This window comes from Aneurinibacillus soli (assembly GCF_002355375.1).
In the GTDB taxonomy this organism is placed as follows: domain Bacteria; phylum Bacillota; class Bacilli; order Aneurinibacillales; family Aneurinibacillaceae; genus Aneurinibacillus; species Aneurinibacillus soli.
The window spans coordinates 2,262,554-2,287,229 of record NZ_AP017312.1; the positions used below are offsets into that span (position 1 = coordinate 2,262,554).

The window sequence follows — 24,676 nt, forward strand, 5'->3', positions numbered from 1 at the left end:
CAAAACCTTTGCCAAGAGATGACATGCTCTTTATGTTGCCGTTTCCACCATACCTTATGGGCGATATAGCAGCAGATGATGATTGTTTTCACGGCTTAATTACCTCCTCGATAAATTCACGTAGGAATCCAACATAGGACCGGATATCTTCGACATGGTTATAGACTTCATCAGAAGAAGCAAGGTCTGGAAGTTCAGATAACTTTCCGCTAATGCGCTTAAATATGAATTCGATTGCTTTTTCTTTCACGGTTTAATCGCCTCCTCAACGACTTCCTGCAAGAATTCCAAGTACGATTTCATATCGTCCATATGCGGGTGTACTTCTTCCCATCCCCCTAAAATATCTTTTACGTCATAGAATTTCGTTTGAATGCGCTTGAAAAGGAACTCGATTATTTTCTCTTTTGTCATGGCTTTACCACTTCCTTCGCTAACTCGATAAGTGCGTTAATGGTGTCCTGAGTCATGAAGTCAGTCGGATCAACTTTCTGTACTTTCTCACTGGCTCTAAGCAGCCATTGAAGTAGCTTCCCCATCACACAAAGTCCTTTAGAAAGTCGATTGCATCATGCAGTGATAGTTCTTTTCCGGGCTGAAGCAGCGTGCGTTTTAGTTCGATGATTTCCTGCTGAAGTTCATGGATTAAATCCATTTCTGATTTTGGAGGAGTAATGTCTTTTGATACTCTATCCAGAATTGATTTAAAGCTGGGTGCTTCTTTGACATCGTGCCTGATGAGGTAATCACGAAGCATCTCCAGTTGCTCCTTTGAAGAAGCATTTTTTCGTAGGTCTTCCAAATACTCAACGGGGTAGAGATATGGTGTGTCAGCCAAATCTTTGAACCGCCATCCCCAGAAGTTGGGTGATGATTTCAGTCCTTGGGAAACACCTTCCACGATACCTTTCACAAATCTAATCATGGAAAAATCCTCCTGATGTTTTTTTCGCTTATGATGCATAAAAAGCGATAAAGTTGGGCATTGAAATTCAGTCGCTTCACTCGGCTATCGCCTCACTCTGCTCCTTTAAACAAATGAAAAAGTGTTGATTTTGTTGACTTAAATCCACTAATACTTACGTTTCAGTTACTTAATCAGGTAGCTAAGTAGATGCTTAAGTTTTTGCTTATGTTTCAACCTATGTCGGTAGTTAACTACTTTTGCCTGTACCAGTTAAAAAAATCTACTCGGAAAAATGGCATAAAAAAAGAGGAGCAGTTAGCCCCTCAAAGAAAGTCATCCATATCCAATTGTTCATGTGAATTTGATTGATTTGTAATATTTATAGGGTGAGAACTTGAGATATGATCTGGTGCGGTTGAAAGGTGATCTGTTTGCTTATGTGAGGGATGAACTCCGTAGTTATAAACCTTCATATCCATGTAAGATGTCAGTGCTTTTTTAGCCCAGCCACTGAAATTTGTCGTTTCTTTCCCGATGGTACTCTTACTGGTAGCCTGCGACATACAGTAGTCATAGAGAGCTTTGTCATGTGGATTATCAAGGTTAAACACGATTGGCTTAACGATTTTTTGCATACTTTTTCTCCAGGAGCTCATAGTATCCGATTGCATTAGCAAGCAGGTATTCATCAGGTACGTAGGCTTTTGGATAATATTGTTGGATATACGGCAGCAATTCCAGTGCTTTCCCACCCACAATTCGTACACTTTCATCTGTATCCCAGAAGCGAGAAACATCAGAGACGATAGCTAATGCTAAATCCTTTATGGAAGAAAAGCGACTTGTATCACAACCATAGGGTAGTGTGAATGATAATTTGTCAATAAATCGTTTGTTGTTTATTGTGACACAGTTAACAGTCTTCGCTCCAGCATCAATGATATGCTCTAATCCATCTACTTGCCTTGCCCAAAACGCACCGCCACCCTCAAAGCTGATTTCGACTACCGGAATTTCTAATTGGCGTGGTCTTCCGTTGAAAATGATATCGTGACGCCCGGATAGAAGGTGACGTAATTTACTTTTTTCTTCAGCAGTGTGTTGATCCTTCGGCAGTCCAGTAATCAGTGTAATTTTATCATGGGCAGTTGCTGAACAAATGGCAGCGAGAGTGAGGAGGAGTGTTTGTTCGTGGACTTTTGTTTTTGTCATAAGTCGGCGAGGCAGCTCACTTTCGCGTATGGCTAGATCACCAACGAAATGGTGCTCACCTTTGTAAACGAGTTCAATGTCAGAAGGCTCTACTTCTCTCAAGTCACGTCTTCGTCCAGAACCAATAACAGACGGAATAACCTTGCCGTTATGTCCGTCATACACTTTGACATTACATCTCCCACAATCTATAGCCAGTAATTGCATCTCCCATACCCCCAGAGTGGTATTACGCAGGTGAAACCTATGCTGATTGGGGTGTTACCTACGTTATACCACATTGTATTGAAGGTCTAACGTAGGTATGACTACAAGTAGAGTTTTAATCGTAATCAATTTCGACATTTTTTAGTATTTTTCTGAAAGCTGTAAAATCAGAATGTTGAAATGGGAAAAAGTCGTTACTCCATTGGTGACCGTATCGTGCCTGTGAGTCTAGGATGCTTAGGATTGCCATTGCATCATCGAATTTCATTGTTACCATCAAGTGTTCATTCCAATTTTGTTTTTTCTTCAGAATTTTGTCTGCTTCTTGATATACTGTTCGTGCTTCGGTAGTTAGTCTTTTTAATGAATCACGAGTATACAAATTTTTTTTGCCATAAAATTTTTCGTTCCATGTAACCAACTCGAAGAATGCGATGGCGTGAAATCTATTGTCGAAACTATGATACTTACCGCCAGTAAACTTGTTCAGTATAGAAATTCGCTGTTTCGTCAAGTGCTTCTTTTGCCATGCCAACGCATCTTTTTGTTGTTTTGTCAAAGTAGCAGCATGTACAGAAGTGATGACGAAAGATGATTGGACGAAAAGTAGTCCTACAACATTGATTATTAACATCGATGTTAAAGCGATGATTTTCTTTCGCATTTTTATACCTCCCTCGTTAAATGTGCATTCGCCTTCATGTATGCAGTTTCCTGCTTTATTGGATTAATATGTAAAGTCTGCTCTTTTTTAGCGTTCTTGAAGTATCTAAAAAGTAAAAAAAGTAAAATCATAGATAACATCAACGTAGGAGCCTGTTACGTTTCAGCGTATGACCCTTATACGTTCTAACGTACCACCCTCATACGTTTCACCGTAGGACAAATACATAGATTACTACAAAGATTTAAAAGAGAAGAAGAGGACAGGATAAATCCGAGAAAAGCTAACGTAACAGGGGGATAGAAAATTATGGGCTACACTCCATATTGCACATGTTGTAGTTCAGCACTTACGTGCTTGGTGATGCAAAAGTTGAAACATGAGTAGATGTTTAGATTATAAAGTTGATTTCTAGGTAGATGTTTGTGATATAATAAAAGCAAATGGTGATCGGGAGATGGTGAGTGTAGATGGCAAGCAGGAGATACCAAAAGCGAAAGCAGGTTAAACAAAAGCAAGCGATGGCGAAGTCGTCTGCACCATTGACGAACGTAAATGACTTTGGTGGAGCACGAACAACAAAGTCGCAACTACGTGCAGGTGATTCAGTACCAAGGCGTGTACGGAAAGATTTGAGCCTTGATGAACGGAAGCTGAACACACTACCTGTCGAAAGATTGATGGACTTACTTATCGATGCTCACCCTGATGTGGGGTTTGCACTATGGAATTTCCTACGAATCGGAAATACGGATTACATCATCAATGTGAAGAAGCTAAACAGCGATGGTGAGTTTACACAAGGTAAAAAAATCATCGACCAGTTTATTCAGGCATTATCGATGCCGAACCCGGAACGATACGAGATTAACAGATCGCTTGATAATTTGATTAACCAGCTACTTTTGACAACCGTAACGCGAGGTGCTGCATCGCTGGAGACGGTGCTTGGTCAATCGATGTCTGGTGTTGCTTTTCTAGCCCCAATTGATCCGGCCACCATCGAGTTTAAGTTTGAGAACGACAGATTTATCCCATATCAGGACAGCTTAAGTCTTGATATTCCCACCTTTTTCTACGAAGCACTAGATCCACTAATCGATAGCCCAACCGGAAGAAGCCCCTTTTTAAACGCTATTCAAACCGTCATGTTCCAACTACAGCTACTCAACGATATCAAAGCCGTTGTGCATAACCAGGGATACCCACGCCTAGACATTAAGATACTTGAAGAACTTGTTATCAAGCGCATGCCTCCACATGTTAAGCAGAACGAAGAGAAAAAGCGTCAATATCTACAGGAGAAGTTACAAGAAATTATCACGATGTACGAACAACTAGAAGCAGATACCACGTTTGTACACTACGATTCCGTGGAGATGGGGATGGTTGGTGGTAAAAGTGGCGGCGGTGGCGCAATGTTCGATGTGGAGAAGCTAATGGGCGTGATCGACGGGCTTCTTGCAGCTGCATTAAAGACACTGACGACCATTTTAGGACGTAGAAGCACTGGGAATACGGAGAGTTTTGCCAAGCTTGAAGTAAAAATGTATCTTAAAAGTGTCAAGGCACTTCAAGATGTGGTGGCAAAGCTGTTGAGTCGAGCGTTCACACTTCTGCTTAATCTGAACGGTAAGCAGGGGATTGTTGAGTTTAAGTTTAGAGAGGCAGACTTACGAAGTGAACTGGAAAAAGCGCAGTTTGAACAGATTCACCTGCTTAATTGCCAGTTTAAATACAATATGGGCTGGTGGACGGCAGACGAAGCGGCTCAGGCTGCGGTTGGACACAGTGCCGTGTCAGATCCAATTCATAATGTTGTGCCGACGAATAAAGATGGACAAACACCAAAAGGAAGTACGGACAACAACCCTAAAGCTGGCGGTAGTAGCGGATAAACAGAAGATAGTTCAGCATAAATGCCTACTCTAGCTCAGAAAGGAGATGAAATGCATGGGAACACCAACGCCGGAACAGTTGCAATTGATCAACAATCGCTTTGCCAAAGCACCGCTAAAGTCGGAGCAGGTGTATGTGTTTGAGTGTATTGCAGCAGATACATTGCCGGTTTTGCGTAAAAGTTGGTACGGTGAATATACAATCACCATGACTGACAAAATGTTAGTGCAGCTTATGGACGACTTCAAACAAGGATGTGCGCTATTAGCATCGCACAACTCCTGGAAGCTACCATTCGGACGCACATTTGATGCTCGTGTAGGATATGAGACTGTAGACGACAAGAACGTGAACACAATGCGGATATGGCAGTACATGGTTACACATACGATCAAAGAAGATGGAAGTATGGAGGAGATTCATACAGAAGTCGGTAAGATGTCTACAAAGGATATTGCCTCGCATATTGATGCAGGGACAATTTTCGATACTTCAATCGGGTTTGTAATTTCTAGCGCAAAGTGTAGTGTGTGCGAACATGATGTTCGAAGTGAGAAATGTGGTCATTATCCCGGAAAATACTATGTTATCGATGAGCAAGCTGTGCGATGTGATATTATCGCAGAAGACGGCCAAGGTATAGAAAACTCATTGGTTTTTTCTGGGGCTGTTGATCGAGCAACTATTACGGCTTCAGCAAATGGGAGAGGTATTGAAAATAGCGAGACTGAGGAGAAAACGGTCTACTCTATTGATGACATTAAGAAAGTGCCGCTTGATGAACCGATTGTGTGCCACTACTCCAAACATAGCGGAGTAGAGTGGTTCACACGTTCGTCCCGCCGTATCGAGCGGCCAGAAGAATTAGCAAGTGAAAAGGAGATGAAAGATGTGAGTGGTACGAATGTAGAGTTTAAGGATATTCAACTTGCTTTTGCGAAAGCTGGCATTAACTTTGACAAAATCGGTGATGTTTCATCTGCGGTGGGGGCGGCGTTTGCTGCAGAAAGCGCGAAGGCAACGGAAGAAATGAATAAGCAATTGGAAGCGAAAGATGCGGAGTTTGCACGTGTTTCTGCCGAATTGGACAAGTTGAAAACGGACTTTTCCGATGCGCAGTCAAAAATCATGGAGCTTACCGATCAGAAAGAAGAGTTGTCCAAAAAAGCAGAACTGGTCGAGCAGTACCGCAAAGATTTGATCGAAGCTACTGTCGAAGCTGGTATCCGTGTTATGGGTAATACGTTCAACAAAGAGCGGCAGGAGAAGTATCTGTCTACTCTATCTATTGATGAGCTGAAAGAAGAGAAGGCAGCGTATGAAGGACAGTTCCAGGAGCGATTTGCAGGATCACGTACTACGAAGCCGAAACAGCAAGCGAAATCGGCTGTAAATGGTGAAATGATGCGTCGTTCTGATTTTGAAAACGAGCAGGAGTTCCGCACCTATGTCGGCAAGGAAGCAATGAAGCTGTCGCGTAAAAACGGTACGAATGTAGCAGACGAAACAATGAAGCTGTACCGCGAATTGTCGGAAGAGGATGGTGAATAAACATGGCAGGGAAAATTACCGGACTTGAGATTGCGTATGCGATTGCTACTGATAATGTAAATCCAGACAGTGGTTTTAATGAAGTGCCGATGTTCCGGATTCTGGTGTACGGCGACAAGCAAGGAGAATGCAAAATCGCAACCGGGGCGGCAGGAGAAGTATTTCTCGGTGTAAACGCAAATGACCAACGCCTGCAAGATCAGCGCATGGGCGGTGGGGGATCGCAAGCTGGCAAGCATTTGGCTGTCATGCGTACCGGGATTGCGATGGCTAAACTAACAGCCGATTGTCCGAAGCAAGGAACAAAATTCACGCTCGTAGCAGGTGGATTCATGAAACCAGCTACCGGGACTGATCAGGTTATCGGAATTGCGGAGTCGGCAGGCAAAGCAGGAGAGTTTATCCCATTCTGGATTGTGTCGTAGGAGATGAAAAGTAGGTAGGGACTATCCCTATAGTAATGAACGCGAAAATGTTGATGAAAGGAAGATGACATGTATGGGTAATTCACGTGGATACAAGTCTACGCAGGAAGCACATGATGACGTGCTGCTTACCAATATTGCGGTGGGCTATAAAAATGAGCAGTTTATTGCGGATATGGTGTTTCCGAAACTCCCAATGGTGAGCAAGCAATCAAACCGCTACAAAGTGTTCGGTATGGAAGATTTCCGCCAATGGGACGATAAAATCGCTGCTAATGGGGCTGTAAATGAAATTCAGTACGGTGAATCAGAAGATGCGTATTTCTGTGACGGGCACGGTTTGTCGCGTCCGATCTCGAAACAGGAGAAATCGAACAGTGACGATGAGACGCAACTCGAAGTTAATGCTACGAGACTTACCACAAGTCTTGTACTGTTGAACAAAGAAATTGATGCGGCGAACAGAGCGATGAATCCAGCATCGTATGCGTCTGGACTTTCTACAACGCTCGGAACAACAACGCTGGATACGATTTTCGGGAAAAAGTGGACGGACCCTACTTCTGATCCGGTTAAACAGGTGGACAAGGCGAAAGAGTATATCCATATTAATTCCGGTATCCGTCCAAATGTGCTGGTTGTCTCAGAAAAAGGGTTTACAGCACTTAAAAATCATCCGATGTTTATGGAATTAATCAAGTATTCCCAAACAGGTATTGTCACAAAAGAGCTGCTGAAAGCCGCGCTCGGGGTGAATGATATTTACGTTGGCGCTGCACTCCGCACGACTCAACCATTTGGGGCTACGCCTCCAGGTAAACCGGAAGCGCTGAACTATATCTGGGGTAACGGCGCTGCACTCATCCACGTCACTGACACGCCGGATCCCCTTTCTCCAACATTCGGTTACACCTTTGAATGGGATTTTGCTGGAGAGAAGGTGGCACGCCGCGTTCGTAAATGGGAAGATGTGCGCTCGGAAGCTACTTATGTGGAGACGAAATATTACTACGATCAAAAGGTCGTGTGTAACATTGCAGGCTTCTTGATGGCCGATGCGATTTAGGCGGTGATATGATGGCGGCTAAAAAGCAATCCGATGCCGATGAAAAAGTCGTTCACGTCCAGCGTGTAACACTTCGCATTTCCGAATATGGACGGATTTACTCGTACGGCCATAAAGTCATTGTCACGAACACAGGCGGCGGTGATGCCTATGTCGGAATGGATAATCAAAATGTTCCTTCATCAGAAACGCTGCTGCCAGTCGGTGAAACGCGAGAGTTTGATGATACGGTTAATGCGTTCGCGTATTCGTGTCCGACATTGGAAGTTAAGCTTGTAGAGAAGTGAAACTAATCCCATCGCCTGTGCGGTGGGATTTTTAGCAGGGGGAATCAAAGTGATTATTCTCCAACCAGGATTTGAAGCAGCAGTACGGTCAAAATTCGGTGTGTCTCAGAAAGAACTTCCTGATAGCGAGATAAACGTACCATTTCTTGTAGACCGAGCAGAAGCGGATATAATCAGGCGTGTTCCGGGGTACGCCGAACTAACTGACCCGTTAGATAAGCTGAACTTGCAGGGTGCGGCCATTACATATCTTGCGATGATGATAGCCCCATCAATGGCACGGCGGTTGAAACACAAGGTCAAGACTATTGATGTGTCATGGGAAAAGGAGAAAGTCGACTGGGAAGCATTTGCGGCACGTCTTCGCGATGAGTACGAGGAACTTATTGGTGAGTTAATCGGCTATGATTCACCATTAGTAGGTCGAATCGATATCGATCCGAGGAATACCATATGATCGATGATAAGCGCGATATTATCATTTCAGAAGGCGTGTCTGTGGAAGTATACGGCGTAGATTATGCTGTATCTACTATCGCCATTATCGGACGGGCATCAACTTCTACAGCGACTCTCATTGCACTTGAGTCGCATCGCCGCGCTAATTTCTTACCGGAAGTGCCGATGCCATGCGGCTCCACCGTGTATAACAATGTGACGAACGAGCGGTATGTGATCATTTCTACGTTTGAAGAAGTCTTAGAAGGTGAAAAGGCTACCACCGTTTGTATCATGTATTTATGCAACGCAAGCCTAACGGTAAGCGCCATTGTAGAAGATGCGGATGAGGACGGCAATATTGACTATAAGCCGGTTGATAAGTACAAAGATGTACCCGTTCATATTGCGCAGGTAAACGCAGACTTACGACAGATGGATCCCGGACTATCACCGGATGCTGAGTATGTGATTTACATGACGGGATATGATTTGGACATACTGGACAAGTTTGTGGTGAAGAAAGGGAGTCGGGAACTTCCGTTAAAGGTACTGTCGTGTGATTACTTCGTATTTGATGGGGCGGTGCAGATTCAGGCTGCCACAGAAACGAGGAGACAGGAATGAGCAAAGAGTTCATTTCATTCGATGCAGGGCGATATTTGCAGGCGCTGGCGAAAACGTTGGAGAAGGCTGTGCAAGAAATTGGGAAGGACTTGCAGCAGAAACTCCGGGCTAAAGTTGGGATGATACCGTTTCGATCACATAAAGTTACGCTCGAATCCGGCATGGTAACGGATGATACGACACGGGGGCGAGCGCTAGCTGACTCCATTCAAACATATGCATCCGGGCAAGTGTCTCTGATGGCAAACAGAGTGTATCGTACTGCTGTAACAGCGATGGAGAGGAATTTTGAGCAATCACATATCGGCCTATACTACGAGTATGGGACAGGAACGCTGGAACTACCAAATAGTCCGTTGCCACGAATGGGAGAATGGAACCCGGCGAGGAACAATGGTGTTCCTGCAGCAGGAGCTCCGATTGTGACACGTAGCGGCATGTGGCGTGATGCAGGTGGAAATATACGAACAACGATATCTAAAACATCAGGTAGAGCGATTGGTGACCCAAGCTGGGAAACACCTGCTTTGCGATGGTTTGCGAACACTTTTCAAGAGAATAAGTCGTGGTACTATGCGATGCTGATGGAAGCTGTAAAGAGCGTCAATCCCGGTAAGTATATCAAGTTGCGAAAATCCATTCGTATAATGAGGTGATTACATGGCGGCGGTTAATGTATACAATGCGGTGTATCGGTTGCTGGCGGCAGATAAGGATATTTTGGAATTACTCGGATTGACACTTGCTTCTTCAAATATTGATAAGGCGAAAAAGTTGATAAAACGCAAGAAGCCGCCGAATTTAACGACATTACCTATCGTCACATTCTATGCGTTACCTGGTGGCCGAGATGGTGAGAACAAGGAAGTGTATGTAGCACCATTCATGTTCGATATTTACACGAATGATGATGTAGATAAGGCGCAGAAGATAGCGCAGCGTATTATCGGGATGTTCGATGGTGTACTTCCAGATGTGAAGGAGACAGCCACATTGGAAGCAATGTTCGTGACCGAGCATGAGAGTGAGACGAATCAGGTAAATACGTATTGCTATAGCGTGGGGATTGACTTTGCGGTTGTGGTGGATAAAGCACGGTACAAGTAACTGTCTACTCTATATATGGAATGAGTAGACTTTAAGGAGATGATATGACATGACTCAGATCGGAAACCCAAAGAAAGTCATTATCAAAGGTGTCGGCGCACTCATGGGTTCATACGAGGTGCCAAACCCGGACAAGACTTCTGCACAGAAAACAATTCGCCGGGCGTTGACGCTTGGTACGCTGCAAAGTCTCAAGATTGATTTTAACGTGGAGATGGAAGATATTTTCGGCGGTGACTCCAGCTTTCCGCTTGATCAAATGGTAAAAAGTAAGATGATCGAGATTTCAGCAACAGAAGCGAAGTTCGATATGAATTCCGTGTCATTGCTGATGGGTTCGCCTATCCGAGAGAAAGAAAACAATGACTATCTATGGGAAGTGGGGCGACTTGTAAAAGTAGTAGCTGGTACAGCAGGAGACCCCAGCACAGCTACCATTACGAATCAGGCAATTACTGGGGCCAGCGGAACAATCACTGCACTCGATGTAAACGTAACCCTCCAAGAATCAAACACACAGCTTGAGTTCGAAGGAGTAGCAACTAGCATCACGGATGTACCGGCTGCTGGCAAGTTCAAGGTATGGGTTCCAACCAGCGGGACAGTCGGCACATATGATTCAGTGATTCTACTCGAACCGAGCATTACAGAAAACGTATATGTTTCGTATCGCCGTAAAATGGCACCTGATGATGAGCTGCAGGTCATGAACATGTTCAAGAATGACCTGCCGTTCCCGATCTCGGTTGTGCATACAGGTGCATATGTAAAAGATGGACGATTCCACGGTGTACAAACAGAGCTGTACAAGTGTATTGCAAAAGGTCAGTTCTCGCTCGACTTCCAGCGTGCGAATGCTTCAACCAATGCACTAAGTCTCAAAATTGTGGACCCAGAGCTGCCGTGCGGCCTGATTGGTACGATGAAGAAATTCGTGACTACGCCGCCTGCTTGCTAGTTGCGAATTGATCGAACAAGCCATCGGTATACGTATCGGTGGCTATTTTCACATAGGAGATGATATGTATGGATACTGAACAACAAGCGCTAGAGATTGCTCGTAAAATGAACGAAGAAGCTGTGCAGCGTGTAGGCGAGACGATTACGGAGCAAAAAGAAGATGATAAAGTTACATCGGAGCAGGCTGAGCAAAACAAAAAAGTGTGGATGGAAACAGGAGAACCATTTACATTCCGTGATGGTAAAACGTATTATGTGCAGCCGTCTGCGCTGGCCGATGCGTTTGAAATTATGGACATTCTCTCTAAAATTAACGTATCACTGGTTATCGCTAACTTCATGCCGACAGGTGACGCAGAAAAGGATAAAGAGCGTATCGGCAATGTATACCGGATTATGGAGCTGGCGTTCAAACAGTACGGATTAACGAGAGAGTATATTGATCAGAACGTAGATGTGGTCATGGCTTCTCGGATTATCGAAGCGATTGCAGGGATGAACGGCCTTCTAAAGGTATAAGCCCATCGTCTGAAAAAGAGGGAGAAGTCGAAATTCAGGATGACGATGGGAATGTCATAGACTGGGGCCATATCTTCACAGCTCTTTATTTGCACACTTCACTTCGCAAATGGGACATATGGCAGCATACAATTCCGCAGATCGCCGCTTTAATGGCCGCTATCGGGAAGAAAATCAAGTTTCAGATTCAGATTAGCGCAGGAGGTCTGTTCGGAGGTGTGTCCGGTGAAGATGGTGAAACAGACGAAGAAGGTTATCATATCGCAACAGAGAAAGATATTGATTTAATAGTATCAGTGCTCGGAGGATAAATCCTGCCTACTCTAAGGGCAGGATTATTTTTTTTGATCGGAGGCGCTTATATGTCAGAAGAAAAGCACACGTTAGCCACGGAGATCGAACTGTTATTCGGTAACGCTGTCAGTGAAACAGAACGGTTAGCTAACGCTATGGCTCTGCTTAACACATCCGTTACAGCTTCGGAAGGAAAGCTGAATCTTTCTCAGTTAGTGTCTGATGTGAGCAAGTTGAAAGAAGCTCTTTCCGGTGAAGGTAAATTCATTGCAGAACTGGACGGGGGCAATATAAAAAAGCGTGTAGAGTCGTTTTTAAACAATGCTATTAACAATATGCAGATTGAACTTAAACATGAAACGCGCGGGCGAAAAGCGAATCAGATTGATGTTTCGCAGGAAACAGGCAAGCTGGCAGAGCAAGCGCATAAGCAAATGATGGCAGAAGTTAAGAAAGCGATTGAGGAAGGTATCGTACCGGAAAGTTTCCGAGTAAAGGGAGCGGCAGGGAAGGTAAATGTAGATGTACTGAAGTTAAATAATATTGATGAAATGATAAAGTTGACAGCGCAGGCTGGGTATGAAGGTGCTGTAGATACATTAAATCGTATCAAAAATAGAGTCACACAATCACAGATGGAACAGGAAGGATTCAAGTTTACCATTCCATCTAATGCTGTAAACGCGATAAAAAATACGATTCAAGACAAAATCATCGCTGCAATGGAAAATGCAAATGTTAACGGAAACTTTAAACCAGTGGCATCATTCAACCTACAATCATTGGATTTGATTCAGAAACGGATGCGGACAGCGCTGGAAGAATCGATTAACAAGAATCTCGAATTTGAGTTCATCAACGGTAAGACGAAAGAAAAGGTGCCATTCAAATTCACGTTTACAACTGAGCTCATGCATCGAGTGACCGAAATGGCACAACGCGAGCTCGCTAACGTGTTGGTGCAGCCGGGTAGTGTGAAGCTGCCCGAAGGATTCACGGGTGCAGACCTAAAAATCAACGTATCCGGTTTGGAGGAAACGCTGAATAAGATTAAAGCGTGGCTGGCCGCTGTTAATCGACACCTGCTTACAACGGATACAGAAGTTAACACACTTGTTTCATCCGGTGCCGGTATGGAATCGTTCCAACAGCAGGTCACAGCGGTCAGCGAGAAAATCAAGCGGATTACTGGAATGCTAGGTCAGGTGCATGTTTCAGATGATACGGCAGGGCTAACGGCGTTCATCAAGGAAGTAGATGCTTTGCAAGGCTCACTGGTTCATTTTCTAAATGTATACAAGAAGATCCCGGCCACGATGCGATCATCATTTGATGAACAGTTATCCGTTGTGCTGAAAGAATATGAGTCTACGGTATCTCAATTGAAAAGTCAGGTGTCTCTAAAAGGACTGTCAGAGGGCGTGGCGACTTTACAGAAGAAAATGCAAGATTCGATTGAACAGACATTTGCACAGTTGATGAAAGAAGCACCGCCAACGATTGATGCCGAGAAGTTGCTTGCTGTATATAAAGCATGGTCAGGTTCACTTACGGAGCATTTGGGCCAGCTCTCAGCAGAGGAGCTAAAGCGAGTAACTGTTGCTTTGGTATCGGAAAGTGAAGGCATACAAGGCCAAGTAACAAGGTCTCTTCAGAAGTTACTGCATGTGGCGATGCCGACCCAGGTAGAGGGTGAAGGCATTACCCTTCCGTATCATGATGTTCAAGAACGAGTAAAAACGAATGTGCAGGCGTTTGTACGTCAACTTGTTAGCGAATTTGAGATTACCCGTCCTCCAAAAGAAGGAGAAGGGCTGGGTGTTTCTATAGAGATGCCAAAGCAGGCTATCGAGCGTGTGCAGACCATGCTGAAAAGTATGGTAGAGGAGCAACTGCGTGAGATCGCTGCACAGACAGGTAAGCAGAAACCGTCTTTGTCTGGTGAGGAAGCGAAGCAGATGGATGCCCTGCTGTATGCGGAGTCTAAGCAATTCCTCAACCTTGTCGTAGATCAGGCCCGTTCTATCGCTAAGTCATTTACGGACGGCATATCGAAAGACGGATTCGCTACCTTTACGCAGGAAGAGCGTGGCAAGGTACGGGATGAGCTGTTAAAAGGTATCGGGCATATCGTATCGGAACTGTCTACCACGATTCAGGTCCTGCTTAAATCGTTTTCCGTGCCTACTGATTTACAGGTGGTAACTGGCGGGAAAACAGCTGGGATGCTTCAACAGATCATGGAGAATATTGACCGGGAAATTATTCGGCACATGGATCAGATTCAGAGCGTAGTAGAGGGTGGAACTGGTGCGAAAACTACGTCACGTTTGCATCGCTTGAAAACGGAACTGTCTGCATTAGAACATGGCAGCATTCCGAAAGCGGAGATAGAGCGATTGAAGAAAGAGGATGATGCCTATCGTTTCTTCACAGCACTAAGCCAAGCAGGAGTAGCCCGACCGAAGCAGGGCGACGATCAGTATGGGAAGTTCTACGTCTCGAAAGATCCATTAACTGGAGAAAAGGTACAGCCCGAGATTCCGAAGTGGGTACGTTCCCTGTTCGCCCCTTCCGATACAGGAGTTAGCTTTTCACATGCGGCACGTAGCCTATCGGAGAACTACCCGAATTTAGGTATTCATTCAGAAGATGCCTTGATGGAGCGGCTTAAGGTACTGGCAAACCGATACAAGGGATTTCGCGATATTGAAGAAAATATTAGACGACAAATGATGACGGAAGCAGATCAGGCGGTGGCTGACCATATCCGGGCTGATATTGCGCGTTTAGAACGAAAGGAGCGTCTGCTTCGTGCCGCGAGAAACTATACACCAAAAGGACGCAGCTACCGAATAAAGGACGAGTCATGGGAACCACTAGCCAATTCTTTTTCCCGTGAATCACAGATGTACGGTGGAAATATCCCGCGCTTTTCGCAAGAAGAAGTACAAACGATTGTGGAGCAAAAGCGAGAAGGGAATGCACCTGTTCGAGAATTACGCGAGAAGCTTACTACCACGCAAACCGCGCTGGCAAAAGAAATCGAGGACAAAATCATCAATAATGCCGACTCGTCTATGCGTGATTTAGCACTTGCGATTCGAGAGATTCAACTGCCACCGATGGAGTTTACGATCGTAGGCCGTATCCGGTCATGGATGCAGCAGATTCAGGATGAGACGATGCATGTACTGGAACGGATGGTTGATAGTTCGTTGCGTCCGGTGCTCGAACATGGCGTTCCATTCCCGGCGCACAACACAGGTCAACCGTTTATTCATGCAGGACAGCCGTATCCACCTGGATTCAACCCGTTTGGTGGTCCTGTTCCTCCGAGTCTAGTACCAATCAACGTACCGCATGCAGATGGCGGAATGGTTCGAACAGACTTTGACCAGATGCATGCGTTGGAACGGCAGGCTCTTATCAATGCAGAGCGGATTCAGAATCGATTCAACGACCTGATGCAGAAAGGGACGTTTACACAGGAGAACTTCGCTTCACTCACAAATTTCCTGAACGCCTATCAGTCTGAGGTACGGGCGGCGGCAGGTCGTTATCGAAATGTACTTACTCAATTAGGAACAGACGGCATAACGGGGACTGAAGATCAAACAGTCGCCCGTTTGTTGGCAGAAGCAAGAACAAGACTACGTGAAGAAGCGAATCTTGCTAAACAACGACTCGATCATTACATTGAGAATAGCTTCAAACCAGCTAATCAATCTGATGCATTGACGAAGCGCTTATTACAGCAGGAGCTGAAAAATATAGGATACCTTGATGCAGCAGACTTGAACATGCAGAAGATGCAGACGAAATTTCATGGCAAACTAGATGTTTCTCAGATGCAGTTGTTAAATGATGAGTTGCTGCGTTATCAGAAACGTGCAGAACAACTAGGTTCTATGCGCTTGTTGAATGAGGAGGACATTTTAGCATCGAAGCGTGAGATACAGCATTTGAATCAGTTGCTTGCGTCGATTTCGGCAAGGTATAGCCAGCTTGCTAAACAAGCAACAGAGGTAGCGAAGCAACAACGAGCAGAGGAGAAGCGAGGGGAGCTCATCGGGCAACATAATTTGCTTCGTGGTAGAACTCCATTCCAGTTCAATCAAATTGAAAATGTTTTAAAGTCGCTACCGTCCCTCAACCAGCATGAAGTAGTATTGAAACGAATAAGTGACTCAACGAATACATGGTCCGCTACTGTCGCGGATGCGAACGGGAATGTACGCACCCTAACTGGAACGATTGATCGAGCAACCGGGGAAATATTCAAGCACGCAGAATCTCTAGCAGCTGCTAAAAAAGCGCAACAAGAACTAATCAAACAATCGGAACATGACATTTTCGCAACCGGAAATCAAGGTAGAAGACGTAGCATGGATGGATATATGTCGCCCAGTACTGCATTTGTGAACGAAGAATATCACCCGATTGCACCAGGTGGTGATATGAAATCTTTCATCGGAAGTATCACAAACACTATACGTTATATCCTGAGTGGTTACCTGATTAATCTTCCTATGGCATTGATGCAGGGAGCTACGGATACATTCAAAGACATGGAACTAGAAGTCATGCGAGCAAAACAGAACTTTTATGTCAAGGATTCGTCATCTGATAAATCAATGCTGAATGCCGCTGTTTTTCGGCTTGCTGAACTAAATGAAGCTGCAAAGCTTAAGAATGCTGATCCTGAGATCAAGAAAAAGTATAGCGATGATCGATACAACGATAATGCTGAGTATAAAAAAATGCTCGAAGAAGAAAAACAACGAACAGTTTCCATGACTAGTGATGAAGCAGTAAGGAAAATCAAAAAAATATCCTATATCTATGCTACAGAAATAGAGGATACGTCCAAAATTTTTGCGGTAGCTTCCAGACGTATTCAAGACCCAAACGAAGCAATGGCGATGACTCGCGCTGTTTCAAAAGTGACAATGTTCGATGAGACAAAGAATGTGGAGCAGCTATCCCAAGGATTCGAGGCTATCTTATCGCAATGGGGCGTAAACGGATACGGACTAGAAAAAATTGCAGACATGATGATCATGGCAACCAAAACATCGCAAGCAACGATTACAGACCTGATTCAAACACAACAACGTGCAGGTGCGATCTTCCGTAATGGTCTTCCTAATATGGATAAAGAGACCGCCCTTGCTACATCTATTGCGTTTTCCTCAATCTTCAACCAAGCGACTGCGCAGTCTGGTAATTTAGGCGGTACGTTCTATAAGAATATGGTCGAACGTCCATATACAGCGGATATGGCTGCTATGTTGGCGCGATATTCTGAGCAACCGATCTTTAAGAACGCAGGAATTGATCTAAATCCTTACACTGTCGATGCAAATGGGACTCGTCACCGAAAAGATTTTACTGAGGTGTTTTTTAACCTCATGGATGCAAAAAAAGTAACGGATGATGCCGGAATGTCTAAAATACTCGTTCCTGTTATCCAACGTTGGTACTTAGGACAAGCAAATGCGATCGAAGCTTTCATTGCTGATGTTGAGCATTCTACGGAAGCAATGAACAAGTCAATGGAGAAGTTTGACGAGGTAGAAGGGAAACCGCATAAAAAAGAAGAGAAGAAAACCCAGGAAGAGTTGCGTTCGGAGCTAGAAAATAGGCTGAAAAATGCCTCTCCTGAAATCAGAGACAAGATGTTAGCTAATTTTGCTGGTGATAAAGTTAACGACATCATGAAAATGACACGCGAAAATGTCGAGATGAAGTTGAAACAGTTAGATGAAATCGAGGGTAAACCGCACAAAAAAATCGAAGGGAAATCCATCAACGCATTTAATGAGTTTAGAGACAGGATAAAAAATGTATCGCCTGAAACAATCGCAAAATTAGAAGCGATGAACATGGACACTCTTTCATTCCAAGAGCGCCGACTGAAAGTATCATGGGAAATCGCTTCAACGAATGTGTTGGAGCAATTCAGGGGAGATTTTACTGGATTAATCACGCGATTGAATATCTTGTTGAAAGCGTTAGGCAACCACTCCGTTTTAGTCTCTGGATTGATTGGAGCAATAACAAAAGTGGGACTTACATTCGGCGCATATGCAATGGTGAACAAAGTACGAGAAAAAGTAGATAATATTAATAAAAATATCCTAGCCGAAAAAATGGATATGAACCGCGCTGCTTTGAATGAGGAAGGACGCTACTTAAATACGCGTAGGCTACTGATTGATGATCGATTAGCAGAGGGGAAAGTTAAACGTGATGGGCAAAATAAACTGCGTGGAGAGATAGAAGGTAGAAGAATCGAAGCGCAGGCGGAACTTTTATATGCGGAAGATAATCTTAAAATATTACGTGATCGGCATCGCAAATTAGTAGCTAATCCTCTTTCAACACCAGAGGAGAGAGCAGCGAGTGGGACCGAGGTACAACAGGCAGCTAAAGAAGTAAGCCGGAAGAGAAGAGAAGTTCGTAAAGAAGAAAAAGCTATCATACGCATTGACAGTTCCGTAAGTAAAGAAGAAAAGGCATTGGGAGATGAGATGGCCTTGGTGTCTGCTCAGGCGCATCATTTAAACGAGCGGATGAAAGTATTGGATATAGCAACAACAGAGTTAGGCATAGATTCAAGTAAATTGAAAAACGAGATGAATCAAATTTCTACGTCATTTGAAAATGGAAGTGTAGATGCTGCCAAATTTGAAAAAGCACTGAAAAAGATCCATCAAGAAGCAGGTCTTACTGGAAAAGAATTCGAGAAGTTGGATAAGGAACTCAAAAGACTATATGCAGACTATACCAAAACAGGTAGCACGATGACCCATCAGCAGTTCCAGCAAGGTGTGTCAAATATTCAAAGACAGCATATGACAGGATCGGCAGGATTACATGGTGGTGGACCAAACGGGCTGCCAGCAGAAGAACAGACCGGTGGCGGACTCGCTAATATGGTTATGGACACGGCACTGCTTGCTGGTGGAGCCAGCATGTTCAAGCAGGGAAGAAGTGCTTTGGGGAACATCGCATCTTATATAGGCTCCAAAGCAGCTCCTCTAGCTAAATTAGGCGGTAGACTATTTTTTGCATATGAGGCTTTGGACTACGGATTGAAGTTTTTAGACAATCTTAGTGTAGCAGCACTAGCTCCCTCTGATAAGGCAAGTGTAACGGCACAAAAATTGGATGAGATCGCCAAAGGATATCAGGCGATGCAAACAGAGTGGTATGATCTTTCAAGGATCGGACCGCAGATGGAATTAGGGAAAAATCGTATGGTACAAGGAATAACGCACTGGTTAACAGGAGAAGGTCCATCTTGGGATGATTATTCAAAGATGGCGAAGTTACGAGCAGATAACCCGAATATGTCGAAAGAAGAGTTTTATCGCCTTGCAAAAAAAGAGTTGGGGATTGATGAATTAAAGGGAAAAGCTCAATTAAAGCTTACGGAAGAGGATAACAAACAAACGGAGGCATTGCAGAAGTTAGAAATCACCCGATGGAGAGAAGTTCGCGAAACAGGTAAATTCTCCAACTTGTACGACGAGACTCAAGTAGCTCAAGCGTTAGAAATGCCGAATAAAGAGTTGACACACGGCATGTTTCAAGCTCAGTTGCAATATGAAAAAGGAAAATCAGATTTGTCCATTAAAGGGTTTCGTGAAGATTCTGCCGAGATGATGAAGTTAAACGATGAATTCTTTACAAAGCAACGTGAGCTGCTACAGATCAATATAAAAGTTATCGAAGACATGTTAAAACAAATGAAAGCAAAAGGTGATGATAATAACCCAACGTTCTGGGCTGCTGAAAATGAACTGGCGCAGAAAAAAATTCAAGATGAACAAATCTCTGCTCAACAAGAACAACAAAAGCGCCAAGGGGCTGTCAGCAATATTGAGTATCACTTTGACATTGCACAACGTATAACGCAAGCGGATACATCCATCGCGAGAGACCGCCTGATTATGGATGGAGTACGAGAAGATTCGCTGGCAGGAAGGCTATTAAACAAAGAAGGATTAAAAAAAGCAAACAGCGACCTTGCAAAAGCGATCAAAGAACTACAGGAACAAGCGAGTTCAGGCAAGTTTTCAGGGGATGAACTAAGCGATTTACAAGCTAAAATTAAAGAGAGGCAGGCTGAACAAAGCAGAAACGATGTATCGTCTCATCAAATCGATAAATCAGCTGTAAGTGACATCGATTTCAGGCTTGGGCGAGCGAAGAAAGAAGCACAACTCCAAGCACAGATGAAGCACGATAACTTAATGATTGCAGGAGCGAAGGCGGATTCTATCAGCGTGCGTCTTGCAGATGTCGAAGGGTTAAAAATGCAAAACGTACAACTTTCTTCCGCGTTGGCAGAGCTACAGAAACAACTCAACAGCGGGAATTTCAAAGGTGATGATCTGAAAGATATTCAATTGCGTATGCTAGAGATTCAGGCAGAGCAGAAAGATAACCTAGTGAAAATTCGTGAGAAGTTAACAAACAGCCTATCTACGTATAACCTACCATCCGGCATACAAGGGATGACATACCAGGAAGCTATGCAACGGAAAAATGACTATCGTTCGTATGCGATAACAGATGGCAATACGATCGTCAATGTGAACGTACCTGTGCAGGGGCATTTTGGTGATGAAAATGTGGCAAAGCAACGTGGTCAAGCTACAGCGCGGCAGGTGGCGCAGGAAGTGGCAAATACGTTGAGTCGTCAGGTTAAATCATTCGGGGCAGGAGTTGGATATTTTAGCCCGTTCTCAGGCGGGCGTGCATAGTATAGTGAAAGTCGTTACCGATTGGTAGCGGCTTTTCTTTTTATCGAAGGGTTTTTCTTCTATGATTAAATGTTTTAATGTTATTTACGAGTGTTCATGTTTCTTTATTACGAGATATGTAAGTGCTGTTTATTGTTGATGGGGAAAGAAGAGTAACTGAGACATAGTAGCATAAATAAAACCCCATCTTAAAGACAGGGTTTGTCATTTAGTTTGTTTTCAGTTAATAATAAAAATTTTCTTTTTATTATTTCACAAATGGTATTTGTGGTAAAGCACACCATGACGCAATTGTATTATAATGCTTGGCTAATTTTTTAACTAGTTCAATACCTTCGTTTGCTGTAGTAATAGATTTGCTAACATTACTTTCTGCATTATTGATATTCTCAAGGAATTTTTGCAACTTAGGTATGCTTGGAGAGTCCTTTAAGTGGCTTACATCCGTTTCTGACAAGTCGTCTTTTATTTCATCTAGTAATTCAATATCATGTGGGGAATTCAATAAACCACTTAAACTCTTTATGGTCTCAATAATATTACTTAACTCGTTATGTATATTATTCTGTTGGCTTAAAGATGTTTCAACTGTAATTACAGGTGATACGTGAATGGTAGGAGGTAAGGCTGGTTTTGCTAGTCCATTACTTATAATATCAAGAAGCTTATCAATTTGATTCTTTTGGAACGTCAATATATCATTTTGATTTTCAATGCGTAACTTTGCGATTCTGAGTTCGTTTTTTAGTTCGAGTATTTGTGTAGCTGAAGCAAAGTATTCCTCAGGCTTAATTTCACCTTTTACGACTAACTCATATTCTTCTAATGCTTGTTCAATAATATGCTTATTGCCATCTTCAGACTCTATAATCATTTTAACTACTAAACCATCTTGTATGATTTTTACAGTTGCTGGTGTATTTGGATACTTTTCTTGAAGGATTTTGTTAAAATAGCTAAGTATACCTAAGCCAGCTTGATAATATTCAGGTGGAAATTCAATACTCCTATTTATTACTACTTTATTATCAAACCCCTCTATAATACTAGGGATATTGGTAACTTGTAATGGTGTTTCATACTCGGAGATACCAAGTATAAGGAAAGGATAATTTATAGAAAGTGGAGATAAATCTTCAAGTTCCCTTGCACTGTTTTCAAAATAAGCTATAGGATTTGGTCCACCAAAAATTTTATTGGTTGATTCTTTCGTAAGCACAATAAGTATTGGTATTTCACAAACGGTTTCTTTTACTGCTAAGTTACTTCTTTTAAATAACCATGAAGTAAAAGTCTGAGTACTTCCTGAGGCTGTCGTGACTGCCACCATATTTTTTATAATTCCAATATGTGGATATCTTTTACTTTCTAACCAACCATATGTTTGCAAATTGAAGTCTAATTTATTGATAAAACGTCTTATATTTTTATAGTGTGGTTCTTCTAAAGCCATATAATCGGCGAGGTTAATGTTTTCCACGGATTTAATTATATCAATAAATTCCTCTGGGTATTTTTTATTTAGTTTTTCCCATGCATCTAAGTAACTAATAACCGAATTTAAAAACATGATTTTTCCCCCTAAACTATTAGATGTAATAATTTTTATTTTTAAAACTATATCATTAGCAACTTATTCTTAAATGAATAATTATGAAACTTATGATAGTTAATAAAAGTATAGGTTATTAAAGATTAAATTTAATGAATATGTAAGATAATATAAAATCAATTAAACTAACGAAAAAATATCATGACGAGTATAGGGATATTTTTATTTTACCTAAGTTTCCAACAAATGTGAACTTGGCTGGTGTAAAATGTAGGAAAAAAGGAGGCGGGGCTGTGAAAGTTGCTAAATATGCAGGGATAGCAATTATAACTTTGTGTTTGTTGGTACTGGCCGGTGTATATGTGTAGCAGAAGTTTTTTCCGTTTGAGAAGGGTGCAAAAACGGTTAATGCGGATAAGAAACCAGAGCAGGAAGTGAAGCAAGAGGAGAAAAGGGAAGCTGTATCAATAAGAGACATACACTAAAAAAGACCGTCTGGTGCTGGTAACACCAAAACGGTCTATGTACAATAGACATTCCCCAAGGGGGATGGCTCAGATGATGGATAGAGCAAGAAAAAGGTCCCCGGTGTTCGCCAAAACTCAAGGGGGCCTATTTCTTTTGATTAAATGACAGCATCGCAACAATCAGCGATCCGAAAGCGACCATTAACATTAACGCCTCGTATACTGTCATGGCGTCACCCCCTTTCTATCGGGGATGAGCCAACCCACCTTAGGGAGCCGTATCTATTTGTACGAGGTTGATTCTACATATTTTACTTTTGACTATTACTAAATTCTTATAATAAACGTGAGAAGATGTTTATGTAGATTGTTCGCAATAACAGTTTTTGAGTGCGATTTTTTTGTAGATAATTCTACCAAAATTTAATAAAATGAAAATTAGGAAAACAATAGATGTGGAGGATAATATATTAATGATAAAAAAACTCGAAATAAATATAAAATCAGAAGAGATTATATCATCAAGTGATTTGCAAGAGCGGTATGAGGAAATTAGCCAAGAGCTTAATGATACAACTATACGAAAGTATGTGGTATTTAAAGAAAATAAACCTGATGTCATTATTATTAATCCACTACAATATGAGTTGTTTTTAAAACAATTAGATGAATACTCGATGTTAAGAAAAAGTCGTGATGAAAGTGTTGAGAAATTTTTAGTTGAATGTATAGAGAAAGTAGAGAAAAACACATTTTATTATTTTTGTGAACCATGTCATATACTCTTTTCTTCTGAAAAAAATATCATGAAGAAAGAAGAGGTTATTTGCCCAACATGCTATAAAAGTCATCCTGATAGTAAATTTGGAATTTTAGATATAGACAGTTGTAGTAAAAACGCTGCAAAGATTCTTACACATAAGTTAACAAATTATTATTCATTCTTAGTTGTTGATCAACTTGAAATAAAAATAGCAAACGACAAAAAGTCTCTTAAAATAGATGTTATACTGGATTAAGATCACCGAGCTGGCTAGCTCGGTTTTTCTTTTGAATGCATTCAACACCTCTTTACTATGCATATTCTACTTATTGAGGTGATTTTTTTATGTCGCAAATTAGACCGTTTGACAACGCCAACGAATCGCATAAACGAAAACTTTTCTATGCAACAGGTGTCGCCGGAGCTGAGTGGAGTGAAGTACCAGCACGTATCATCGAGCCATACCAACCACCGACACCTTCCCTGCGAGTCAAAGAGAATAAGATCATAAACGCTCCATCAGATTTAACCGGCAGTACTACAGCAAGCTATCGAACAAAGATGCGCCTGCTGTTTCAAACTCGGCAAGATTTGTCGTCATATCTCATTTATATAAACTTCCCACACAAATTTTACGATGAGCGGGGCGCAATCTATATCGGATCAGTCGATGACCACGTCCCAAGTGTGTATGAAGCACTACAACGCTATATTGTGGAAATATCCATAATCATGACCCGTAAAGACCAGTATGACAAGAAATATGACAATCCATTCATCGATACTGATCCGAACGCCTGGTATTACCAAGACATGCTAGAACTCATCGACATGGGCGTGATTGCCGGGAAAACAGATACAACGTTTCAACCAAACGGTTACGTTACACGGGCCGAGTTTACAGCACTGCTTAACCGGATGCGGCGATTCGTTGAGCTGACGATTCGAACATAG

General features: G+C 42.7%; 24 protein-coding genes. 15 read left to right on the forward strand and 9 right to left on the reverse strand.

Going from position 1 to position 24,676, the window contains the following annotated elements:
- Window positions 1–88: 88 nt before the first annotated feature.
- The 7 genes from CB4_RS21005 to CB4_RS11445 all read right to left on the reverse strand — a co-directional run bounded on the left by CB4_RS21005 (window position 89) and on the right by CB4_RS11445 (window position 2,990).
- Window positions 89–250, reverse strand: coding sequence for a hypothetical protein (locus tag CB4_RS21005; protein ID WP_157737944.1), 162 nt, complete (start codon window positions 248–250; stop codon window positions 89–91).
- Window positions 247–414 (reverse strand): hypothetical protein, encoded by a 168-nt coding sequence (locus CB4_RS21010; RefSeq protein ID WP_157737945.1) that lies wholly within the window; start codon window positions 412–414, stop codon window positions 247–249. The genes CB4_RS21005 and CB4_RS21010 overlap by 4 nt, the downstream gene beginning before the upstream one ends.
- Window positions 411–539 carry a hypothetical protein gene (locus CB4_RS21865; RefSeq protein ID WP_258365602.1) on the reverse strand — a complete coding sequence of 43 codons (129 nt, stop codon included), beginning with the start codon at window positions 537–539 and terminating at the stop codon, window positions 411–413. Before CB4_RS21865 ends, CB4_RS21010 begins: the two co-directional genes overlap by 4 nt.
- Window positions 539–925 (reverse strand): hypothetical protein, encoded by a 387-nt coding sequence (locus CB4_RS11430; RefSeq protein WP_096465920.1) that lies wholly within the window; start codon window positions 923–925, stop codon window positions 539–541. Before CB4_RS11430 ends, CB4_RS21865 begins: the two co-directional genes overlap by 1 nt.
- 305 nt (window positions 926–1,230) lie before the next feature.
- Complete coding sequence (locus CB4_RS11435; protein WP_096465921.1) at window positions 1,231–1,542, reverse strand: hypothetical protein; 312 nt, start codon at window positions 1,540–1,542, stop codon at window positions 1,231–1,233.
- Window positions 1,526–2,326, reverse strand: coding sequence for a ParM/StbA family protein (locus tag CB4_RS11440; RefSeq protein ID WP_146226537.1), 801 nt, complete (start codon window positions 2,324–2,326; stop codon window positions 1,526–1,528). Before CB4_RS11440 ends, CB4_RS11435 begins: the two co-directional genes overlap by 17 nt.
- Window positions 2,327–2,441: 115 nt before the next feature.
- Complete coding sequence (locus tag CB4_RS11445; protein ID WP_096465923.1) at window positions 2,442–2,990, reverse strand: hypothetical protein; 549 nt, start codon at window positions 2,988–2,990, stop codon at window positions 2,442–2,444.
- A 470-nt stretch (window positions 2,991–3,460) separates the two neighbouring features.
- Here CB4_RS11445 and CB4_RS11450 point away from each other — a divergent pair, with 470 nt between their 5' ends.
- The 13 genes from CB4_RS11450 to CB4_RS11510 all read left to right on the forward strand — a co-directional run bounded on the left by CB4_RS11450 (window position 3,461) and on the right by CB4_RS11510 (window position 20,940).
- The gene (locus CB4_RS11450; RefSeq protein ID WP_096465924.1) at window positions 3,461–4,888 is read left to right on the forward strand and encodes a hypothetical protein; all 1,428 of its coding nucleotides are present in this window, start codon (window positions 3,461–3,463) and stop codon (window positions 4,886–4,888) included.
- A gap of 55 nt (window positions 4,889–4,943) precedes the next feature.
- Entirely contained in the window at window positions 4,944–6,440 is a 1,497-nt protein-coding gene (locus CB4_RS11455; RefSeq protein WP_096465925.1) for a hypothetical protein, read from the forward strand.
- Between the two features lie 2 nt (window positions 6,441–6,442).
- A complete protein-coding gene (locus CB4_RS11460) occupies window positions 6,443–6,865 on the forward strand; it encodes a structural cement protein Gp24 (protein WP_096465926.1) in 423 nt (140 codons plus the stop codon).
- Window positions 6,866–6,938: 73 nt separating this feature from the next.
- Window positions 6,939–7,931, forward strand: a complete 993-nt coding sequence (locus tag CB4_RS11465; protein WP_096465927.1) for a major capsid protein — start codon at window positions 6,939–6,941, stop codon at window positions 7,929–7,931.
- An 8-nt stretch (window positions 7,932–7,939) separates the two neighbouring features.
- Complete coding sequence (locus CB4_RS11470; protein WP_146226538.1) at window positions 7,940–8,218, forward strand: hypothetical protein; 279 nt, start codon at window positions 7,940–7,942, stop codon at window positions 8,216–8,218.
- Between the two features lie 49 nt (window positions 8,219–8,267).
- Window positions 8,268–8,675 carry a hypothetical protein gene (locus tag CB4_RS11475; RefSeq protein WP_096465929.1) on the forward strand — a complete coding sequence of 136 codons (408 nt, stop codon included), beginning with the start codon at window positions 8,268–8,270 and terminating at the stop codon, window positions 8,673–8,675.
- Window positions 8,672–9,283, forward strand: coding sequence for a hypothetical protein (locus tag CB4_RS11480; protein WP_096465930.1), 612 nt, complete (start codon window positions 8,672–8,674; stop codon window positions 9,281–9,283). Before CB4_RS11475 ends, CB4_RS11480 begins: the two co-directional genes overlap by 4 nt.
- Window positions 9,280–9,939 carry a hypothetical protein gene (locus tag CB4_RS11485; protein WP_096465931.1) on the forward strand — a complete coding sequence of 220 codons (660 nt, stop codon included), beginning with the start codon at window positions 9,280–9,282 and terminating at the stop codon, window positions 9,937–9,939. Before CB4_RS11480 ends, CB4_RS11485 begins: the two co-directional genes overlap by 4 nt.
- A 4-nt stretch (window positions 9,940–9,943) precedes the next feature.
- Entirely contained in the window at window positions 9,944–10,390 is a 447-nt protein-coding gene (locus CB4_RS11490) for a hypothetical protein (protein ID WP_096465932.1), read from the forward strand.
- A 49-nt stretch (window positions 10,391–10,439) separates the two neighbouring features.
- The gene (locus CB4_RS11495; RefSeq protein ID WP_096465933.1) at window positions 10,440–11,348 is read left to right on the forward strand and encodes a hypothetical protein; all 909 of its coding nucleotides are present in this window, start codon (window positions 10,440–10,442) and stop codon (window positions 11,346–11,348) included.
- Window positions 11,349–11,416: 68 nt separating this feature from the next.
- Window positions 11,417–11,869: a hypothetical protein gene (locus CB4_RS11500; protein ID WP_096465934.1), complete on the forward strand. Its 453-nt coding sequence runs from the start codon at window positions 11,417–11,419 to the stop codon at window positions 11,867–11,869.
- An 89-nt stretch (window positions 11,870–11,958) separates the two neighbouring features.
- The gene (locus tag CB4_RS11505; RefSeq protein ID WP_096465935.1) at window positions 11,959–12,180 is read left to right on the forward strand and encodes a hypothetical protein; all 222 of its coding nucleotides are present in this window, start codon (window positions 11,959–11,961) and stop codon (window positions 12,178–12,180) included.
- Between the two features lie 51 nt (window positions 12,181–12,231).
- The gene (locus CB4_RS11510) at window positions 12,232–20,940 is read left to right on the forward strand and encodes a phage tail tape measure protein (protein ID WP_096465936.1); all 8,709 of its coding nucleotides are present in this window, start codon (window positions 12,232–12,234) and stop codon (window positions 20,938–20,940) included.
- A gap of 247 nt (window positions 20,941–21,187) precedes the next feature.
- On the opposite strand, the gene CB4_RS11515 is transcribed toward CB4_RS11510, so the two are convergent.
- Together CB4_RS11515 and CB4_RS22010 are read right to left on the reverse strand one after the other, a co-directional pair.
- On the reverse strand, window positions 21,188–22,510 hold the full coding sequence (locus CB4_RS11515) for a hypothetical protein (protein WP_096465937.1): 1,323 nt from the start codon (window positions 22,508–22,510) through the stop codon (window positions 21,188–21,190).
- Between the two features lie 594 nt (window positions 22,511–23,104).
- Complete coding sequence (locus CB4_RS22010; protein ID WP_220033125.1) at window positions 23,105–23,188, reverse strand: putative holin-like toxin; 84 nt, start codon at window positions 23,186–23,188, stop codon at window positions 23,105–23,107.
- Window positions 23,189–23,390: 202 nt separating this feature from the next.
- Between CB4_RS22010 and CB4_RS11520 the strand changes: the two genes are divergently transcribed.
- Both CB4_RS11520 and CB4_RS11525 read left to right on the forward strand, forming a co-directional pair.
- Window positions 23,391–23,978 (forward strand): hypothetical protein, encoded by a 588-nt coding sequence (locus tag CB4_RS11520; protein WP_231955979.1) that lies wholly within the window; start codon window positions 23,391–23,393, stop codon window positions 23,976–23,978.
- A gap of 89 nt (window positions 23,979–24,067) precedes the next feature.
- On the forward strand, window positions 24,068–24,676 hold the full coding sequence (locus CB4_RS11525; protein ID WP_096465939.1) for an S-layer homology domain-containing protein: 609 nt from the start codon (window positions 24,068–24,070) through the stop codon (window positions 24,674–24,676).

What these genes read in the sequence shown, in the direction of transcription:
- CB4_RS21010 (WP_157737945.1), bottom strand. Translation starts at nt 414, where the DNA reads ATGACAAAAGAGAAAATAATCGAGTTCCTTTTCAAGCGCATTCAAACG.
- CB4_RS21865 (WP_258365602.1), bottom strand. Translation starts at nt 539, where the DNA reads ATGGGGAAGCTACTTCAATGGCTGCTTAGAGCCAGTGAGAAAGTACAG.
- CB4_RS11430 (WP_096465920.1), bottom strand. Translation starts at nt 925, where the DNA reads ATGATTAGATTTGTGAAAGGTATCGTGGAAGGTGTTTCCCAAGGACTG.
- CB4_RS11435 (WP_096465921.1), bottom strand. Translation starts at nt 1,542, where the DNA reads ATGCAAAAAATCGTTAAGCCAATCGTGTTTAACCTTGATAATCCACAT.
- CB4_RS11440 (WP_146226537.1), bottom strand. Translation starts at nt 2,326, where the DNA reads ATGCAATTACTGGCTATAGATTGTGGGAGATGTAATGTCAAAGTGTAT.
- CB4_RS11445 (WP_096465923.1), bottom strand. Translation starts at nt 2,990, where the DNA reads ATGCGAAAGAAAATCATCGCTTTAACATCGATGTTAATAATCAATGTT.
- CB4_RS11450 (WP_096465924.1), top strand. Translation starts at nt 3,461, where the DNA reads ATGGCAAGCAGGAGATACCAAAAGCGAAAGCAGGTTAAACAAAAGCAA.
- CB4_RS11455 (WP_096465925.1), top strand. Translation starts at nt 4,944, where the DNA reads ATGGGAACACCAACGCCGGAACAGTTGCAATTGATCAACAATCGCTTT.
- CB4_RS11460 (WP_096465926.1), top strand. Translation starts at nt 6,443, where the DNA reads ATGGCAGGGAAAATTACCGGACTTGAGATTGCGTATGCGATTGCTACT.
- CB4_RS11465 (WP_096465927.1), top strand. Translation starts at nt 6,939, where the DNA reads ATGGGTAATTCACGTGGATACAAGTCTACGCAGGAAGCACATGATGAC.
- CB4_RS11470 (WP_146226538.1), top strand. Translation starts at nt 7,940, where the DNA reads ATGATGGCGGCTAAAAAGCAATCCGATGCCGATGAAAAAGTCGTTCAC.
- CB4_RS11480 (WP_096465930.1), top strand. Translation starts at nt 8,672, where the DNA reads ATGATCGATGATAAGCGCGATATTATCATTTCAGAAGGCGTGTCTGTG.
- CB4_RS11485 (WP_096465931.1), top strand. Translation starts at nt 9,280, where the DNA reads ATGAGCAAAGAGTTCATTTCATTCGATGCAGGGCGATATTTGCAGGCG.
- CB4_RS11490 (WP_096465932.1), top strand. Translation starts at nt 9,944, where the DNA reads ATGGCGGCGGTTAATGTATACAATGCGGTGTATCGGTTGCTGGCGGCA.
- CB4_RS11495 (WP_096465933.1), top strand. Translation starts at nt 10,440, where the DNA reads ATGACTCAGATCGGAAACCCAAAGAAAGTCATTATCAAAGGTGTCGGC.
- CB4_RS11500 (WP_096465934.1), top strand. Translation starts at nt 11,417, where the DNA reads ATGGATACTGAACAACAAGCGCTAGAGATTGCTCGTAAAATGAACGAA.
- CB4_RS11510 (WP_096465936.1), top strand. Translation starts at nt 12,232, where the DNA reads ATGTCAGAAGAAAAGCACACGTTAGCCACGGAGATCGAACTGTTATTC.
- CB4_RS11515 (WP_096465937.1), bottom strand. Translation starts at nt 22,510, where the DNA reads ATGTTTTTAAATTCGGTTATTAGTTACTTAGATGCATGGGAAAAACTA.
- CB4_RS22010 (WP_220033125.1), bottom strand. Translation starts at nt 23,188, where the DNA reads ATGACAGTATACGAGGCGTTAATGTTAATGGTCGCTTTCGGATCGCTG.
- CB4_RS11520 (WP_231955979.1), top strand. Translation starts at nt 23,391, where the DNA reads ATGAAAATTAGGAAAACAATAGATGTGGAGGATAATATATTAATGATA.
- CB4_RS11525 (WP_096465939.1), top strand. Translation starts at nt 24,068, where the DNA reads ATGTCGCAAATTAGACCGTTTGACAACGCCAACGAATCGCATAAACGA.